General features: G+C 46.4%; 16 protein-coding genes. 13 read left to right on the forward strand and 3 right to left on the reverse strand.

Annotated features, from left to right (window positions below; translation table 11 throughout):
* The first annotated feature begins 85 nt into the window (after window positions 1-85).
* Window positions 86-730: an adenylate kinase gene (gene adk, locus QMG91_RS04475; RefSeq protein WP_022591388.1), complete on the forward strand. Its 645-nt coding sequence runs from the start codon at window positions 86-88 to the stop codon at window positions 728-730.
* 265 nt (window positions 731-995) lie between these two features.
* Window positions 996-1,961, forward strand: a complete 966-nt coding sequence (gene hemH, locus QMG91_RS04480; protein WP_200766801.1) for a ferrochelatase — start codon at window positions 996-998, stop codon at window positions 1,959-1,961.
* A gap of 49 nt (window positions 1,962-2,010) precedes the next feature.
* Here the strand turns inward: hemH and QMG91_RS04485 are convergent, their stop codons facing one another.
* Complete coding sequence (locus QMG91_RS04485; RefSeq protein WP_281829139.1) at window positions 2,011-3,402, reverse strand: peptide MFS transporter; 1,392 nt, start codon at window positions 3,400-3,402, stop codon at window positions 2,011-2,013.
* A gap of 297 nt (window positions 3,403-3,699) precedes the next feature.
* Between QMG91_RS04485 and rfaH the strand changes: the two genes are divergently transcribed.
* Window positions 3,700-4,197: a transcription/translation regulatory transformer protein RfaH gene (gene rfaH / locus QMG91_RS04490; RefSeq protein WP_045966489.1), complete on the forward strand. Its 498-nt coding sequence runs from the start codon at window positions 3,700-3,702 to the stop codon at window positions 4,195-4,197.
* 36 nt (window positions 4,198-4,233) lie between these two features.
* Here rfaH and asnB read toward each other — a convergent pair whose 3' ends face one another.
* Window positions 4,234-5,898: an asparagine synthase B gene (asnB, locus tag QMG91_RS04495; RefSeq protein WP_004400517.1), complete on the reverse strand. Its 1,665-nt coding sequence runs from the start codon at window positions 5,896-5,898 to the stop codon at window positions 4,234-4,236.
* Between the two features lie 302 nt (window positions 5,899-6,200).
* On the opposite strand from asnB, the gene QMG91_RS04500 reads away from it, so the two are divergent.
* The 10 genes from QMG91_RS04500 to QMG91_RS04545 all read left to right on the forward strand — a co-directional run bounded on the left by QMG91_RS04500 (window position 6,201) and on the right by QMG91_RS04545 (window position 16,768).
* Complete coding sequence (locus QMG91_RS04500) at window positions 6,201-7,061, forward strand: GntR family transcriptional regulator (RefSeq protein WP_004400519.1); 861 nt, start codon at window positions 6,201-6,203, stop codon at window positions 7,059-7,061.
* 365 nt (window positions 7,062-7,426) lie between these two features.
* A complete protein-coding gene (locus QMG91_RS04505; protein WP_022591394.1) occupies window positions 7,427-8,215 on the forward strand; it encodes an SDR family NAD(P)-dependent oxidoreductase in 789 nt (262 codons plus the stop codon).
* A 7-nt stretch (window positions 8,216-8,222) separates the two neighbouring features.
* Entirely contained in the window at window positions 8,223-8,879 is a 657-nt protein-coding gene (locus QMG91_RS04510; RefSeq protein WP_022551343.1) for an L-fuculose-phosphate aldolase, read from the forward strand.
* Window positions 8,880-8,946: 67 nt separating this feature from the next.
* A complete protein-coding gene (locus QMG91_RS04515; protein ID WP_281829144.1) occupies window positions 8,947-9,945 on the forward strand; it encodes a sugar ABC transporter substrate-binding protein in 999 nt (332 codons plus the stop codon).
* 75 nt (window positions 9,946-10,020) lie between these two features.
* Complete coding sequence (locus tag QMG91_RS04520) at window positions 10,021-11,535, forward strand: sugar ABC transporter ATP-binding protein (protein ID WP_281829146.1); 1,515 nt, start codon at window positions 10,021-10,023, stop codon at window positions 11,533-11,535.
* Window positions 11,532-12,536, forward strand: a complete 1,005-nt coding sequence (locus QMG91_RS04525; protein WP_022551341.1) for an ABC transporter permease — start codon at window positions 11,532-11,534, stop codon at window positions 12,534-12,536. Before QMG91_RS04520 ends, QMG91_RS04525 begins: the two co-directional genes overlap by 4 nt.
* Window positions 12,537-12,546: 10 nt before the next feature.
* Entirely contained in the window at window positions 12,547-13,530 is a 984-nt protein-coding gene (locus tag QMG91_RS04530) for an ABC transporter permease (protein ID WP_004400531.1), read from the forward strand.
* An 11-nt stretch (window positions 13,531-13,541) separates the two neighbouring features.
* Window positions 13,542-14,492 carry a carbohydrate kinase family protein gene (locus tag QMG91_RS04535; RefSeq protein ID WP_281829149.1) on the forward strand — a complete coding sequence of 317 codons (951 nt, stop codon included), beginning with the start codon at window positions 13,542-13,544 and terminating at the stop codon, window positions 14,490-14,492.
* A 32-nt stretch (window positions 14,493-14,524) separates the two neighbouring features.
* The gene (locus QMG91_RS04540; protein ID WP_022551338.1) at window positions 14,525-15,283 is read left to right on the forward strand and encodes an SDR family NAD(P)-dependent oxidoreductase; all 759 of its coding nucleotides are present in this window, start codon (window positions 14,525-14,527) and stop codon (window positions 15,281-15,283) included.
* A 33-nt stretch (window positions 15,284-15,316) separates the two neighbouring features.
* Window positions 15,317-16,768, forward strand: a complete 1,452-nt coding sequence (locus QMG91_RS04545) for a flavin-containing monooxygenase (protein WP_281829151.1) — start codon at window positions 15,317-15,319, stop codon at window positions 16,766-16,768.
* Between the two features lie 38 nt (window positions 16,769-16,806).
* Here the strand turns inward: QMG91_RS04545 and QMG91_RS04550 are convergent, their stop codons facing one another.
* Window positions 16,807-18,390: a cation:proton antiporter family protein gene (locus QMG91_RS04550; RefSeq protein ID WP_281829153.1), complete on the reverse strand. Its 1,584-nt coding sequence runs from the start codon at window positions 18,388-18,390 to the stop codon at window positions 16,807-16,809.
* Between the last annotated feature and the right edge of the window lie 126 nt (window positions 18,391-18,516).

Raw genomic sequence — 18,516 nt, forward strand, 5'->3', positions numbered from 1 at the left:
CAGCGCCTCGTAAAGCAGTTATACCGAAACTTACCGTTCACGCTGTGAGCTTCGGTATAAATTCAAAATATTAAGAGGATCCAACATGCGCATCATTCTTCTAGGTGCTCCAGGTGCAGGTAAAGGCACGCAAGCTCAATTCATCATGGAAAAATATGGTATTCCACAAATTTCTACTGGTGACATGCTACGTGCAGCTATCAAAGCGGGCACTGAGCTTGGTAAACAAGCGAAAGCAGTGATCGATGCAGGTCAACTTGTTTCTGACGACATCATTCTTGGTTTGATCAAAGAGCGTATCGCTGAAAACGATTGTGAAAAAGGTTTCCTACTAGATGGTTTCCCTCGCACAATTCCTCAGGCTGATGGTCTGAAAGAAATGGGTGTAGACGTTGATTACGTGATCGAGTTTGATGTTGCTGATGATGTGATTGTTGAGCGTATGGCGGGTCGTCGTGCTCACCTGGCATCCGGTCGCACTTACCACGTTGTGTACAACCCGCCTAAAGTAGAAGGCAAAGACGACGTGACTGGTGAAGATCTGGTTGTTCGTGATGACGACAAAGAAGAGACAGTGCGTGCTCGTCTGGGTGTATACCATGAGCAAACTGCACCATTGATTCAGTACTACGGTAAAGAAGCAGAAGCTGGCAACACGAAGTACCTTAAGTTTGATGGTACTAAGCAAGTTGCTGATGTGAGTGCAGACATCGAAAAAGCGTTGTCTTAATCAGACAATCTTTTTAATGATTTGATATAGTTAAAGCGGTCTTAAAGACCGCTTTTTTCGTTTTTGAAGACTTTTTGGGAACACAGATATTTGAACAAACTTTTCCAAATTGAAATGAATCCAAATGGTAAAAGAGTTCGTAAATATCTAAACTGTGGAAATAAATAACCCATTGAGATAGAAAGGGTATACCCAAGTGTCCTTAGTGCGTTTCTCCTCAGAGAAGGTTACTTGGATATACGTTTCAATCTGAAATTGGATAAATATGGATAATATGCCAAAACAAGGCATTTTGTTGGCTAACCTGGGTACCCCTGACGAGCCAACCGCGCCTGCTGTCAAAAGATTTCTCGCTCAGTTCCTGATGGATAAACGTGTCGTCGATTTGACTCGTTGGTTATGGTGCCCGTTATTGCACGGCATCATTTTACCGACCCGTTCCCCAAGAGTCGCCAAGCTCTACAAGACAGTATGGATGGATGACGGCTCCCCTTTGATGGTCTATTCCAAACTTCAGGCTCTGGCATTAAAAGAGTCACTGGATGTGCCTGTTGAGTTGGGGATGACCTATGGTAACCCGAGCCTACAATCCGGGATTGAACGTTTAATGGAGCAGGGCTGTAAAGAAATCATTGTCTTGCCTCTATTCCCTCAATATTCGTCAACAACAACTGCAGCTGTGTCTGATGGCTTAACCGATGCCTTCAAAAAAATGCCAGAGATACCGGGTTACACCGTTATCCGCGACTACCATGACCACCCGATGTACATCAAAGCACTGGCAGACAGTGTTCGTGCTCATTGGGAAAAGCACGGGCAATCCGAGTATTTGTTGTGCTCTTACCATGGTATACCTAAACGTTATGCCGATAACGGAGACATTTATCCTCGGCACTGTGAGGCTACAACTCGATTACTTGCCCAAGAGCTAGAACTTGATGAGAAGCAGATTGGCATGACTTATCAGTCACGATTCGGCAGAGAAGAATGGCTGCAACCCTATACCGACGAAACCATGGAAGCGCTGCCTTCTCGTGGAACCAAAAAGCTTCAAGTGATTACGCCTGCATTTTCTGTCGATTGCTTAGAAACGCTTGAAGAAATAGCAGAGGAAAACAAGGAAATATTTATGGAGGCTGGTGGAGAAGATTACCAGTACATTCCTTGTCTTAATGCGGATCCTAGTCATATCGAGATGATGAAAGCGGTGATAAACCCGTATCTACGCTAGAGATTGACTATAGATCGAAAGAAGGCTGCCAAATGGCAGCCTTCAGTTTTTATGTTTCGTTCAATGCCAGAGCGGCGTGTTCATCTTCGTCTTCAAGCTCGGGTTTGTCTTCCGCACCATGCATCCAGATTATCAACTGATTGGAACATAAAATCAGCAGCAAACCAGAAAGAGTTGCAGTTACCGCGATGCCTCCGAAAATGGCTAAAGCACCAAAGTCGCCGACGTGAGAGCCTATGTAGCCCGCAACATAGTTAGCAATGGCGTTAAATCCGAACCAGACTCCCATCATCAAAGACGCTAATCGTAGAGGAGCGAGCTTAGTTACCATCGATAACCCGATTGGCGAGAGACAAAGCTCTCCCAGTGTATGGAAGAAAAACGCACCGATAAGCCAAAGCATCGAAGTCTTGGCTGACGGGTCTCCACCCTGCTCGAGCGCCGCTCCTACCATGCAGAGAAAACCAAGTGCCAGAAAGAAAAGTGCCAGCGCAAACTTAATCGGTGAGTTGGGCTCGTTCTTTCCCATTCTGATCCACAGTGCCGCCAGAATAGGGGCAAGCGTGATGATGAAGAAAGGATTGAGCGACTGGAACCAGGCGGCAGGAACTTCAAATCCGCCGACCATTCTGTCGGTGTATTGCTGGGAATAGACATTCATCAAACCACCAGCCTGTTCAAATCCTGCCCAAAATACCACCACAAACAGCCCCATCACCATAATCACTTTCATGCGATCTTTTTCTTCTTTGGTTAATGGTTGTCTGGACTGAGTTGTCACGGCGTGTTTCTTTGCAGCAGGTTCTATGCCAATGTTTCCGAGCCAGCGGTGAGCAAACCCCATCTGCAGTAACAGGCTAATAACCATGCCGATACCGGCAGCTAAAAAGCCTGCTTTCCAACCGTATGTACCTGTAACTGAACCAGAAACTAAACCTGCCAGAAGACCGCCGATATTGATGCCCATATAGAAAATTGTGAAAGCGCCGTCACGTCGGTTATCACCTTCCTGATACAGGTCACCAACCATGGTTGAGATATTGGGTTTGAATAGCCCATTACCTGCGATGATTAAAGCGAGACCCAGATATAAAGCATGAGTTTCAGAAAGCAGCAGGGCATTGTCAGGAAGCGCTAATGCAAATTGCCCCAGCGCCATCAAAACGCCGCCCATTAACAGTGAACGGCGTTGGCCCAGATAGTTGTCTGCAAGCCATCCTCCAATAAGAGGGGTAATGTAAACCAACCCCGTATATGCGCCGTAGAGTTGCAAGGCTTGCTGATTCGTCCAGCCAAGCCCGCCATTTATAGTGGTATCGGTGAGAAAAAGTACCAGAATGGCGCGCATCGCATAGTAGGAGAAGCGTTCCCACAATTCGGTACTGAAAAGAAGGAACAACCCTTTTGGGTGCCCCATAAATTCGGAATGTTGTTTTTGCATTGTCTGTTCTTATTTGAAGTCTGTTGGAATCGAAAGAACAAAAATGAAAGGCAAGATGATCCTGCGATCTTGCTGCTGACATCCTGACCTAATAGAAGGAAAGAAACGGATGAGCGACGGTTATCATTGATCGTCCATGACGATAAGCGTTATCAGGCTTGTCTTGTTACCAAAATCTTCACCAATATACGCCTGAATGAAAGCCACGGTTTGCTGTAATCTTTGTTTGCATTATTGCATTTAGACTAGTTAATGAAGATGGTATTATGGGCTAAAAATTAAGACCGATATTGAGCAATGAAACGTTGGTATCTTTTATATTGCAAGCGTGGTGAACAGGCTCGGGCAAAGTTGAATCTCGAGAATCAGGGTGTGGAATGTTATTACCCCGAGGTGGAAGTCGAAAAAGTGCTTCGCAACAAGAAACAGACAGTAAAAGAGCCGTTGTTTCCGTGTTATGTGTTTATTCGCTTCGACTACGAAGCCGGACCGAGCTTTACAACCGTGCGCTCTACTCGTGGGGTTGTGGACTTTATCCGATGTGGGGCACACCCACATGAGCTGCAAGGGGACTTGATATACGAGCTAAAACTTCTTGAAAAAGAAGATGAAGCCGTCATTAAGATGTCTGAACCAGAAAAAGGTCAGGCGGTACAAATTGAAGAAGGGCAGTTTGCAGGTATTACGGCGATTTATCAGGAACCCGATGGCGATAAGCGCTCGTTCTTGCTGGTTGAAATGATAAACAAACCCGTCAAGGTCAGCGTTGACAACTCTTCTCTCTCCTGGGAATAAACGAAAGGCGCTTAATAAGCGCCTTTCTCTTTTGGTTTAGTATGCGTCGTTGTGAACGGTTTGCACTGCGCGACCAGATGGGTCAATGCAGTTTTGGAACGACTCATCCCACTCAATGGCTTTAGCAGAAGAACAGGCAACCGAAGGACCACCCGGTACACATTTCGCTGCAGACTCTAGCGGGAATAGCTCTTCAAAGATTTCACGGTAAACGTAACCTTCTTTGGTACTTGGGGTGTTGTAAGGGAAACGGTAAGCGGCAGTTTCCATTTGCTGATCGGTGACCTTAGCTTCCGCGACTTCTTTCAACGAATCAATCCAGCTGTAGCCTACGCCATCAGAGAACTGTTCTTTCTGGCGCCATGCGATGGAATCTGGCAGGTAGTGTTCAAAACACTCGCGCAGAATGTGTTTCTCCATCTTGCCGTTGCCACACATTTTGTCTTCAGGGTTAAGGCGCATAGCCACGTCAATAAACTCTTTATCCAGGAACGGTACTCGACCTTCTACACCCCATGCCGCCAGAGATTTGTTGGCCCGAGCACAGTCAAACATGTTCAGAGCCAGCAGCTTGCGAACGGTCTCTTCGTGGAATTCTTTCGCGTTAGGTGCTTTGTGGAAATACAAGTAGCCGCCAAAGATTTCATCCGCACCTTCTCCAGAAAGTACCATCTTGATGCCCATGGCTTTGATCTTACGACCCATTAGGAACATTGGAGTCGATGCGCGAATGGTTGTGACATCGTAAGTTTCAATGTGATAAATCACATCACGGATAGCGTCCAGACCTTCCTGAACGGTATAAGTCATCTCGTGGTGAACAGTCCCGATCTTGTCCGCTACTTCACGCGCAGCTTTTAAGTCTGGTGCACCCTCAAGACCCACTGCAAATGAGTGAAGTTGAGGCCACCATGCTTCCGATTTTTCATCGTCTTCAATTCGCATTGCTGCAAACCGCTTAGCAACCGCAGAAGTAATTGAAGAGTCCAGACCACCAGACAGAAGTACACCGTAAGGAACATCCGTCATCAACTGACGTTTAACTGCATCTTCCAGTGCTTGAGTCAGTTCTTCTTTGCTTGTGGAGTTACCTTGTACAGCGGCGTACTCGTTCCAGTCACGAACGTAGTAGCGCTGAGGTTCAGCATCACCGCTGCCGTAGTAACAACCCGGAGGGAATTCACTGATGGTTTTACAAACAGGAACCAGAGCTTTCATTTCTGAAGCCACATAGTAGTTTCCGTGTTCGTCGTAACCTTGGTAAAGAGGAATGATACCGATGTGGTCGCGACCAACCAGGTAGGTGTCTTTCTCTTCATCATATAGTACGAATGCAAAGATACCGTTCAGTTCTTCAAGCAGGTCTGCGCCCATTTCCTGATAAAGCGCTAAGATAACTTCACAGTCAGAATCTGTCTGGAAATCAAACTTATCGGAGTAGCGAGCACGGAGTTCTTTGTGGTTATAGATTTCACCATTAACCGCGAGTATGTGTTTCTTGTCCTGACTGTACAGAGGTTGGGCACCACTGTTCAGACCAACAATAGCAAGACGTTCGTGCGCTAAAATCGCTCGATCTGATGAATAAATACCAGACCAATCAGGTCCGCGGTGACGCAGTTTCTTTGACATTTCCAGTGCGACTGGTCTTAACGCTGCTGCATCACTTTTTATGTCTAGGATGCCGAATACTGAACACATACCAATTCCTCAAGTAAATCCGTTTTAATCTTTTACATTTAATCTGCCACTATCATTACAAATTGCAACTCTTAGGAATAAAATAATTTACTCTTGCGTGGTCTTATTAAATATTTTCTATTTTAATGCCTATAAAAGTGAATGAGGTTTTATATTCGATGGTTTTTTGGACAGATTTTGAAAAGTAGGGAGATAACTCTTTGTAAGTTTAAGAACCGAGTGGTTGGTATTTTTGGATCTTGAAAAAGCGTGATAGGGTAATTTTAAGGAAGTGAGCGCAAACAAGAGAGTTACTGCCGTCAATGAGTTATGTAAACAAACAGGACAAATCTGCTTCCGTTGGCAGCCGTGGTCGGGGAAGACCAAAGAACGACGCTAACAACAGTCAGGCAATTACAGTGTTAAATCAGATTGCTGCGGGATTACTTCCAAACCGCAAATCTTCCGTACCTTTGTGGCTTGCTGTTAAAAATGCTCTGGCAGACAGCATTCACCGTCAGGAACTTCCCGTAAATACCCGTCTTCCATCAGAACAGACAATGTGTGAAATACTCGGAGTATCCCGCTCCGTTATACGCTCTGCTTTGGGTAGCCTGTCTTCAGAGGGGCTATTGAATAAAGTTGCCCGGACGGGGATTTTTGTCGCTCCGCCTAAAATGGAAACGGATTTTCTTACTTCGAACATGTCAGTGCATTCCGATTTGGAAGCCAGAGGCTATAAGGTCACGTCACAAACTTTTGAGTTCAGAAAAGTGAATGCTGATGAAGCTGAATCGAAAGTGTTTAACCTTCCTAAAGATGGCAAGGTCGTGAGAATCGAGCGCATATACAGTTTCGAAGATACACCGATTACCCATACCATTATTTCTCTGCCGTCTCACAAAGTGCCAGGCTTTGAAAATATCGATATTGAAGACCAGTCCATTTTCCAATTGCTTAAAGAAAGGTATGGGTTGGTATCACGTCGGGCAGAGCGCTGGCTTAACGCTGTCATACCAAGTGAAGACATCTGCAAAAAACTAAGGGTTGAGAATGGACAACCTGTCATTGCCATCGAATCGATAGCTTATGATTCCAGTGACATGCCTTTGGAGTTTTACCGCGCCTACTACAATTCTGCTATCGCCAGAATTCACGTTGCGACCAGCAATGTACACCTTTGATCTACCTCTGCTTAATGATGGGTAGATCTGAGCCAATTCGATAGACCTGATCTTTTGCTTTCAACACCTTGTGTAGCTTTTAAATCCAATTTCTTACCTATCTTATTGATTTTATTTTATAACTTAATCTCTTTCATAAGTAGCCTGCTCTAACGCAACACTGTTCATGTGATATCCAATTCACCATTTCTGTATTTATCCAAACGATCAAGATCACAAAAATATCTTATTTCTGATCATACTCAGATTTTTTCTATTTCTGGTACTTACCAGATTGACAAGTTTTTAATCTCTCACTTATAGTGGTTAAAAATTAACCAGAAAAGATCTTTTGGTTAACTCAATATTTACATTTGAGGTCACGGATGGACTACCAAAGAGCATTTGATTTTTCAGGAAAGGTCGTTGCCATTGTCGGAGCAGGGAGTGGCATTGGGCTTGAAGCCGCAAAAGCTTTTGCTTCATGCGGCGCAGATTTAGCACTGCTCGATTTAAATGCCGAGGCTCTGAAACGTGCGCGATCTGCTTTGACCTCTATGGGCTACATCTCATCAGAACGGAGCGTTTTTATTCAGGCACTAGATGTTACTGATGAACAAGCGGTGGTGTCTGCTGCTGAGGCAGTGGCAGATGAGTTTGGTCAGGTGGACGTTTTGGTGAATTCCGCTGGTATTGCTGAGCTTCATGAAGCTGACGAGATTGCTGAGCGCAATTGGAAGCGGGTAATGGACGTCAACATGAACGGGACATTCTGGGCTTGCCGCGCTTTTGCCACACACATGTTAAAGCGCCAAAGCGGTGCGATTGTCAATATGGGCTCTATGTCCGGCAACATCATCAATACCCCTCAGTTTGCGTCCAGCTATATGGCTTCTAAAGGAGGGGTTCACCAGCTAACCAAAGCACTTGCCGTGGAATGGGCTCAGAAAGGGATCCGAGTGAACGCGCTGGCACCCGGATACATCGCAACGGAAATGACCCTTGAGATGCGTTCGCGCCCAGAGCTTTTCAATAAATGGATAGAAATGACGCCCATGGGGCGGTGTGGGACACCGTCTGAGGTGGCGGCTCTGATTTTATTTCTCGCGTCCGATGTATCGAGTTACATGACGGGAGCCATCGTTGCTATCGATGGTGGGTACACATGTTTATAAGTAGAAAATGACCAATATGATTGCGAAAAATGAGCGGGCATTGCGCCAGTCGATTATCGATGCGTGTATTTCCATGAATTCAAATGGGCTGAATCAAGGGACATCAGGCAATATCTCAGTCCGGTATCAGGATGGAATTCTGATCACTCCAACGTCGTTGCCCTACGACGAAATGAGCGCCGAGGACATCGTATGGATGGGGTTTGATGGCGTGATAGAAGGGGATCGTGTCCCTTCCACAGAGTGGCGTTTTCACATCGATATTATGAGACAAAAGAAGGATGTGAACGCGATAGTCCACGCTCATCCGACAGCTTGTACAACTCTGTCGATTATGAATCGGGATATTCCACCCATTCATTACATGGTAGCGGTAGCGGGTGGATACGATATCCGCTGCGCAGAGTACGCAACATTCGGTGTAAAAGCGCTTTCAAACAATGCACTTAAAGCTCTGGAAGGGCGTAAAGCCTGCCTGTTGGCTCACCACGGAATGATTGCTACTGCGCAATCTCTGGATAAAGCGATGTGGCTGGCGATTGAAGTGGAAGCGCTGGCGAAACAGTACTTAGGTTGCTTACCTATGGGTGAGCCGCCGCTACTTTCAAAGGAAGAAATTCAAAACGTCATCAATCGAATGACCAATTATGGGCATGGCGATTGAGGATGGTTTAACGGGCTGAAACCAAAACGGTTTTCAGCATACATGAGCATTGATTAGGATGATTAAAATGCTAACAGATAAAATCAGCACTATGATAAGCGCCACTATCCTAGTTGCAGCAATGTCTGCCAGTACACTGGGTGTGGCCAAGGAAGCGCTTCCCCTTAAGGGGAAAACGGTAGGTGTCACAGTAATTGGGACTGACCACGATTGGGATCTGAAAGCCTATCAGGGGCAGATCGATGAATTAGAAGCTCTTGGAGCGGAAGTCATTGCTCTGGATGCAGGTCGAAATGATCAGACTCAGGTCAGTCAGATTCAAACCTTAATTGCACAGCGACCAGATGCGATTATAGAACAGCTAGGGAATATTGATGTTCTTGACCCCTGGCTGAAACGAGTACGCAAAGCTGGTATCCCTTTGTTCACGGTGGATACTGTTAGCGCGCACTCAATCAACAACACTTCATCTAACAACTACAATATCGGTGCAGATCTGGCTTTGCAGATGGTTACCGATATGAAAGCCAAAGGCAAAGTGATCATTTTTAATGGGTTTGCCTCGGTTCCGGTCTGTAAAATCCGTATCGATCAGATCAAATATGTTTTCCAATCTTTCCCCGACATCGAGATCATTTCTCCTGAGCTCCGCGATGTTATCCCTAACACGGTTCAGCAAGCCTATTCTGATATGACAGACATGCTGACTAAATATGGTCCTGACTCTGGACTTAAATCTGTCGTCGCGTGTTGGGATGTGCCAATGATAGGCGCGACTCAGGCAATTGAAGCGGCAAAACGTAAAGGCATTCGTACCTATGGTGTCGATGGCAGTCCTGAGTTTATTGAGATGGTTGCAAACCCAGATTCTGCAGCTGGAGCAGTGGTCGCTCAGCAACCTTATGAAATTGGTCGTCAGGCTGCTCGTACAGTGGCTGCTTATTTGAATGGTAAGGAAGTGCCATCCTTCACTATGGTGCCAGCAGTATTAATCAACAAACTTAATGCTGACGTCACGGCAGAAAAATTCTTGAAGGCGAAAAAGGAACAGGAATCTGCGCAGTAAGCCAGACTGTTCAGAAACATACTGGCTGCTCCTGAGGCAGCAGTATGTTTCTGATTGGTGATTCGGGAGAACAATATGAGCTCTATCGCAATAGAAATGAATGGGGTTTCTAAGACATTCGGTCCAGTCAAGGCGCTCAGTGATGTGTCTATGAAAATAGCCAAGGGCACAATTCATGGCTTAGTGGGGCAAAATGGAGCAGGGAAGTCCACCGTAATAAAGATTCTGGCAGGTATGTACAAACGAGATGAAGGAGACATCATCGTTGAAGGTCAAAGGTTAGCAGCCATAACTCCAAAGCTGATTGAAGAAGTGGGTGTTCACTTTATTCATCAGGATCGTTTGCTGGTTAACACTGCGACAGTCGCAGAAGCCATCTTTCTTCGAAATGAACCCAGATTTGGTCCTTTTATCAATCATAGAAAGATGAATGCTGATGCTGGCTTATTGCTCAAACAATATTTCGATCTGAATCTTGAACCATCCACTTTAATTTCAGACCTCTCTACAGCGCAGCAAAAAATTGTTCAAATCACGCGTTCGCTGGCTCAGAAAGCCAAGATTCTGGTATTGGACGAGCCTACTGCGGCTTTGGTCACTAAAGAAGTCGACAGCCTGTTCAAGGTACTTCGCCGCCTGAAAAATGATGGAATTACCATTATTTTCATTTCTCACTATATGTCTGAAATCATGGAGATTTGCGACTCAGTTACCATATTGCGTAATGGTGAGAATGTTGGGGAAGTAACACCTAAAGAGGTAGGGATTGAAAAAATAGTTGAAATGATGACCAATCGCGATACCTCCGAAATGTATCCTCCCCGGGATGTAACTTTGGGGCAGTCAGTATTGGAAGTCGAAAACCTGTCTCTCAAAGATCACTATTATGACATCTCTTTTAACGTGCACGCCGGGGAGGTAGTCGCAATTGCCGGTCTCCTTGGTTCTGGTGATAAAGAACTGCTTCAAACACTCTTTGGTTTGCAGTCTCCCCACAGTGGGGAAATTCGGTTAGACGGTCAAAAACAGCATTTTTCCAGCCCGGTTAACGCCGTGGAGAAAGGCATAGCGATGCTTCCAGAAGATCGGCGTGCCCATGGGGTTGCCGTCAGTTTGCCTCTTAGTGAAAACATCTCTCTGGCATCGGTCAGTAATTTCAGTACAAAAGGATTGGTCAATCGAGCCGCTGAGCTGAATGCTGTTAACCAGTTGATTTCTGAACTGGATATCAAAACTCCGAGCTGCCAGACCCCGGTGAGGGATTTATCAGGAGGCAACCAACAGAAAGTGGTGGTAGCCAAATGGCTTTCGAGAGACAGCCGGGTTTATCTGCTTGATGAACCTACTGTGGCGGTTGATGTTGGCTCAAAAGTCGAAATATACAATTTGATTAACCGACTGGCAGGAGAGGGGAAATCAATCCTGTTTGTTTCCTCTGACTTTGAGGAAGTCACACAGATGTGCGACCGAATTTTGGTTATCTACAAAGGAGAGATGATCGCTGAATACCGCAAGGGAGAAATCAACGCCGAAGAATTGCTCGCTGCGGCATCAGGGCAGCTCACCAACAGTGAAAGGAGTCATGCATGAGCAGCAGTACCACCGTTTCTCAAATTAAGGCTCAGACCACACCACAAAAAGTATTCTCAGTTCAGAAGCTCGCAATACGCCTGGGTGCCTTCGTCGCATTGCTAGGGATTATGATCTACTTCGCTCTTTCTGCTCGGGGGTTCACGTCTGCATATAACCTACAAAACATTGTTGAGCAGTCTGCCATTCTCGGCTTTCTTGCCTTTGCCATGACGGTCGTATTTGTCGCGACGGGCACCGACGTACAAAAAGGGGGGATCGACCTTTCTGTTGCTGCTAATGCGGGTCTTTGCTCTGCCGTTTACGCCGTTATGCTGAAAAATGGTTATACCGATATTCAGGCGATCCCTCTGACTATAACGACGGGTTTACTTGTCGGGCTGCTTAATGGTTTTGCGGTGGTTACTCTAAAAATTTTGCCTTTGCTCAGTACGTTGGCAGTCATGAATATAGCCGCTGGTCTGGAGCTGGTGGTTACTCAAAATAGCGTCGTTGGCGCAGAGTCTCCACTGCTGGATCTTCTCACTTTTGGCAGCTTTCTTGGTATCAGCAGCTTGTCATGGTGCCTTATTGTCGGGGCTGTGCTGATTTCTGCTGTCATGCACTTTAGTCCTTTGGGGCTTCGAATGTATGCCGTTGGAGGCAACATTGAAGCAGCAAAAGCCGCGGGTATTAACACTGGGCGGTACATCTATGGCAGCTATCTGTTCTCTGGTTTTGCTGCGGGCGTGACTTCCATTCTGATTGTGGCTCGCCTCAGTGCGTCAACTCCGGGGACCAGCCTTCTACTTCTTCCCGTATTGGCAGCTGCACTGTTAGGCGCTGTATTTTCAAGGCGATTTGTACCTACCATTGGTGGAACGTTAATTGCCGTTCTGTTTATTGGGTCACTTTCAAATGGGTTCCAGTTGTTGGGTATTTCCTCCTACTGGGTAAGCGGTGTGCAGGGCGCGTTGATTCTAATCGTGGTTGCCTTTACATCATTCGCCAAAAAGTCTTGAGGAGATGAAAATGACAGCTCAATCTAACCACGCGGACCGACCATTTACGCTAGAAAGGCTTTCCAACTACTTTGTCATTGTGGCGTTTGGTCTGGTAATAGTCGGCTTTTCGGTGTTTGCCGAGGGTTTTTTAAATTTCGAAAATCTGACCAATCTGGTGGTCAATAAAGTTGTTCTACTGGCTATCGTTTCTCTTGGCATGACGATAGTGATCGCATCCGGAGGGATTGATTTATCAGTAGGGGTTTCAATCGACCTTTCTTCCATGGCATTCATTATGATGATTGCCGCAGGCTTCTCTGGAATAAATGGCGTTTTAGTGGCGATTTGCGCGGCGATAGCGGTAGGTTTGCTAAACGCAGTTCTCATTAACAGATTGAAAATTGACCCGTTTCTGGCCACTTTGGGCGTACTTTTTATTGGTAAATCCATTCAACAGCTGGCAACACAGGGCGGAGTGCCCATCTATCTGACCAGAGAAGAATACTCCGCCCCTTTTGAAGCCATCTCCCGCACTTCACTTTTGGGAGTGCCAACGCCTGTTATCGTTCTGATTGTCTGTGTTGTAGCCGTTTACATCGCCCTTCACCGTTCGAAGTTTGGACGTTATTTAAGTGCACTAGGCGCTCAGCCTGGCGTGGCGAAATATTCTGGGATTCGAGTGCCTTTTCAACTCACCATGGTGTTTGTTTCCAGTGCTGTTCTATGCGGAATTGCCGGAATCTTACTGTCGTCGACGGTGCGTTCTTACGTTCCGTTAGCCGGTGATGCGTTTCTACTGGATGCCATAGGAGCCACCTTTATAGGAACGGCTATCAGTGCCGAGCGAAAGCCGACTGTTCTCGGCACGATTCTGGGCGTGTTGCTTCTGGCAGTACTTCGCAATGGATTGCTTCTGATGGGATGGAATTTTTTCTGGCAACAGGTCGGAATCGGTGTGCTGGTATTTGTGGTTTTAGGCATGTCGTTTGGGCTTCGAAAACAAGCTGAATAAGGAAATAAAGCATGACGAAGTTTGATGTAAGTGCGGTAGGGTTTGCGGTCCTCGATATTTTGGGGCGTCCGGTTACTCACATCCCAGAGGGGGGAAGAGCTGACTTTATTGAGGAGATCCGCATGACAGTCGCAGGTACGGCGGCAGCGACAGCGGTTGATTGCGCCATATTGGGATTAAAAACTCGTATGGTGACCACTGTAGGGAACGACGATCTGGGTGACTTTCTGATAAACAAAATGAAAGGGTTTGGATTAGATACGGAACTGGTCAGGGTCGATAACAGTACCCAGACCTCTGCCACTATTCTGCCAGTCCGACCGAATGGAGAACGCCCGGCATTGCATGTGCCCGGTAGCGCAACAAGGTTTGATGTCCATGAGCAAGATCTGGACGCTGCTCTCGATGCGCAGATTATTCATATTGGCGGAACTGGTCTACTAAAAAACTTTGATGGCGAGAAGACGCTGAATTTTATCAAAAAAGCCAAAGAGCTTGGTCGAATCACTACTTTTGATTTGATTCAGGCGACTCCTGAAACAACAGCTTTGGTGGAGCCACTTTTGCCCTACATTGACTACTTTGTGCCTTCAATAGAAGAAGCGTCAGAAATGGCGAAGATGGATGATCACATTTTGGTTGCAAAGTGGTTTAAAGAAAAAGGGGTTAAAAACGTCATCTTAACCATGGGGGGCGATGGGGTTTATGTATTACCTGAACAGGGAGCCCCTTTTTCACTGCCTGCCCACGATATTAAGGTAGTGGATACCACAGGGTGTGGCGACAGCTTCACGGCGGGCATCATAGTTGGTTTGTCCAAGGGGTGGGGCATTAAAGAATGTGCGCGTTTCGCCAATGCAGTGGCTGCCAAAGTGGCAATGGGGTTGGGGTCAGACGGCAAGCTAGTTTCGTTTGACGATACGTTGAATGCCATGAACCAGTGGTCACTGAAAAACCATTAGAGCGTTCAGCTCTACAGGCAAGGATGAACAGAATGTCAGAGTTAACAAACAAAGTCGCATTGATAACAGGTGCCAGCAGAGGGATTGGACGGGCACTGGCCGTTGGGATGGCAAAGAGCGGAGCGGATATCGTCATCGCGGATCTTCCATCTCAACAGGTTGAGTTAGAGCAGACTCAGAAACAAATTCTAGAAACGGGGCGTAAGTGCGTTGCCTACAGTCTGGATGTGACGAATAAAAAGCAGGTGGAAGAAGTTACTGGTGAAGCCCTACAAGAATTTGGAAAAATCGACATTCTTGTTAACAACGCAGGGATCCTAAAACCTTCAAAGCTAGAAGACCTCGATGAGGCTGATTGGGATGCCCACTTTGATGTGAATGGTAAAGGGGTATTGTTGATGACCAATGCCATTCTTCCTCATATGAAGCAGCGTAACTTCGGGCGAATAATCAATATTGCGTCCATTGCGGGTCGTCAGGGGGTAGCGACTCAGGGGCATTACGCCGCCACCAAATCAACGGTCATTACCTTAACTCGGGTCTATGCGCAGGAAGTGGGGGAATTTGGCATTACAGTCAATGCAATTTGCCCTGGAATCATCCTGACAGAGATGGGGAAAAACAATCTGGGCTCCGATGAAGCCATAAGACACTGGCAAGAGGTGGCAGCACTTAAACGGCTTGGTGCGCCTGAAGATGTGGTTGGTCCCGCTGTGTTTTTCGCTTCAGAACTCAGCAGTTTTGTAACCGGACAAGCGTTAAACGTTTGTGGTGGTATTTACTTCCACTAGGGCAACAGAGCCTGTGTTTTAGGAGATAGACAGATGGAAGCTGTTGCAATCATTGGAGGCGGTCCAAGTGGGATTGTCGCCGCCCGTTATATACAGTCTCAGGGCGTTAAGCCAGAAATTTATGAAAGCCACAGCTGCATCGGTGGTCAGTGGGCGGCAGATAACCCCAAATCTGGGGTCTGGCCGACAATGCGCACGAATACGGCTCGCATGGTAACCCGCTTTTCCGACTTGGATCATGACGCGGATGTGCCCATTTTCCCCAGAAACGATCAGATCAAACAATACCTGACCCGCTATCTCGAACACTTTGGGCTTGCTCGCTTCGTTTCACTGAATACCAGCTTGCGGTCTGTAGATCGTTTGGATAACCGGTGGAAGCTCACTTTCGAAGGAGATCAGGGAATATTTTCCAAACAATTCGATAAAGTCGTAATCGCTACCGGAGCGTTTAACCGACCAAATATTCCAGTAATTAAGGGGCTGGACACATTCAGTGGAGAGTGTGGTTCAGTTCATGCTTTTCACTACAAGGATCCTGAATTCTATCGGGGGAAGCGTGTCTTAATTGCTGGTGGCAATATCTCCTCTCTTGAGATTGCGTCTGATCTTGCCATGCTGGGCGCCAGCAAAGTCATTACTACGATGAGAAGACAGCGCTATATTATGCCAAAGCTTGTTGCAGGCGTTCCTGTAGAAAGCTATGCATTTACGAGAGGTGGTGCACTTTTTCAAGAGCAGGCGAGCTCAGAAGAATGGGCACAGACAACCAGAGAATTCATCTTAACGTACTCAGGAAACCCTGCTTGGTATGGCGCACCCGAGCCAGACCAAGACGTCAGAATTGCAGGTACAACGGGGAGTCAGAATTACTTGAACTTAGTCGCTGAAGGGAGAATCACCTGTAAGCCCTGGATTGAGAAATTCAGTGATAATCAGGTGCATTTTCTGGATGGCAGCCACGAAGAAATAGACGGTGTTATTTTTGGTACTGGGTACAGCCTGGATCTGGAATTTTTCTCTGACGAGTTGAAAAGAGACCTAGAAGTCGACGGAATGCATATCACTCTGGCTGATCATACTTTCTCACCCAAGCTTCCCGGAATGGCATTTATGGGGCATTGGGGGCAAATAGGACCTTACTTTCCCGTGTTAGAACAGCAAGCCAGGTACATAGCCTACTCTTGGGGAAAAACGGTTCCAATACCAGAGGAGCAAGCATTGATAAAAGCTTGTCAGGCATGCAAGGAAAACAAAGGTGAAACTTTGTATCAGCACTTAATGGCGATTAAATTTGCCCGTCTGAACGAAAGCGATCCCTCCGGGAGCGTAACGCCTTTGGTTGAGGAATTGCTGAACAAGCATGCGGTAACGGGACTGACATTCAGACTTGCTGGTACTGATGCTCTTGATAGTGCGTATGATCAAATATTAGAAGAGTCCCGCCTGTATGGTATTAAGCCCACGTCTTTAAGAAACGAGTAAACCGAGTGCCCAAGTTCATCACTTGGGCACCCGTTTTTTTAAAGCTTAAATTCAGGTTTGAGCTGGTCGCACACATGGCGTGCAAAACCACTACCTGCTTCGCTATAGATGTTGAAAGCGGCGTCGACACCCAATTCAGTCAACTCATTGAGCTGATCAGAATATTCTGCGATCGCTGCAATCTGCCCCTTGAAGTCTTTGCGTTGTAATTGCTCTAACGCGAGCTGATTACCCAAATGGTGAGGCATGGCTAACAAGACCAACTTAACATTTGCTGTATCTAAAATGCGTTCCCAAAAATCCGGGTCGGTTGCATCGCCCTCAATCACGTTTCTGCCATGACTACGATGGGTGGCAGCTGCATCAGCGCGAACTTCGACGCCAAGGCTCACCTTTCCATAGCGTGTTCTTATTTCATCATAAGCACCAGTGCCGATACGACCCATGCCTAATATCAGTACTTGTGCATGCCCTGGGTTTATCAGTTGGTCTCTTGCATGAAGTTTTTCTGCGGCGGCTTCTTTTAGCCATTTAGCACTACGCTGATAAATTTCATGACCAGCACGGGTTAGTGGCGCAGCCAGAACGAATGAAATGGACACAGCAATGGCAATTGAGACAAGAATGTCACCAGGAAGCCAGCCCATCTTGTATGCCAGACCTCCGACAATAAGCCCGAATTCTGAGTAGTTGAATAACGTCAGCGATGCCAGCAAAGAGGTACGGACTCGGAATTTGAAGAAGTTGATAGTGAAGAAATAAAGAATCCCTTTCACCGGAAGAAGCAGCATAAAGAGCACAGCTAAAGACAGGCCGGTCAACGTCGGTTCTTCTGCTAAACCAATGTTCAGGAAGAAGCAGACGAGAAAGAGCTCTTTCAGATTAAGAAGGGATTTGGACAGTTCAGAAGCTTTCTTGTGCCCAGCCAGAATCATTCCAAGAATCAGTGCACCCAGGTCAGCTTTCATTCCAACTATATGGAATAGTCCTGCGCCAACGACCAGAGCGAAGAAGATGCCAAATAACACCAGCATCTCACCATGACCTACCCAGTCGAGCAACTTATAGAATAGCGGTCTTAGGAACGGCAGAATAAAGAGAGAAATGGCATACCATTCAGGAATCTTTCCTGTAGAAGCGGTTAAGAAAACCACCGCAAAAATGTCCTGCATAACCAGAATACCAATGGCAAGCGTGCCATAAGTGGCATTCATTTCACCTTTCTCCTGAAGGCTCTTCACCGCAAATACGGTACTGGAGAACGATAGGGCAAAGCCAAGCAGAACAAGCTGTTCGATACCGATGCTGGCAAGCGTGCCCACGCCAAGAGTCTTCAATAAAATCAGCGCGACGGTGAAAAATGCGGTCGAGATAAGATTGTGAACCGTCGCCCCTAGCCATATCTCTTTGGCGAGTAAGGTTTTAACATCGAGTTTCAGCCCGATAGTGAACAGTAAAAGAGTGACACCCAGGTCTGCCAAAGTGGTGATGGTGTCGTTGCTTTCAAAGCCATAAGCATTAAGAGCAAACCCCGCGAGCAAAAAACCAACCAAAGGTGGAAGGTTACACTTCAGAGCGGCGAAACCTGCAATGAACGCAACCGAAATAAAAATGAGTTCCATTGAAAAGCCAGCTAATTTGAGTTGTTGTTATACCAATCACAGTAAGTAGGTGTTCAGAAATAGCGTAGGAAAAACGCTTGAGAACAAAGCAAAAAATTTCGATAAGTAGCCATTCTACAATCAAAT

This window comes from Vibrio nigripulchritudo (genome assembly GCF_027924785.1).
In the GTDB taxonomy this organism is placed as follows: domain Bacteria; phylum Pseudomonadota; class Gammaproteobacteria; order Enterobacterales; family Vibrionaceae; genus Vibrio; species Vibrio nigripulchritudo.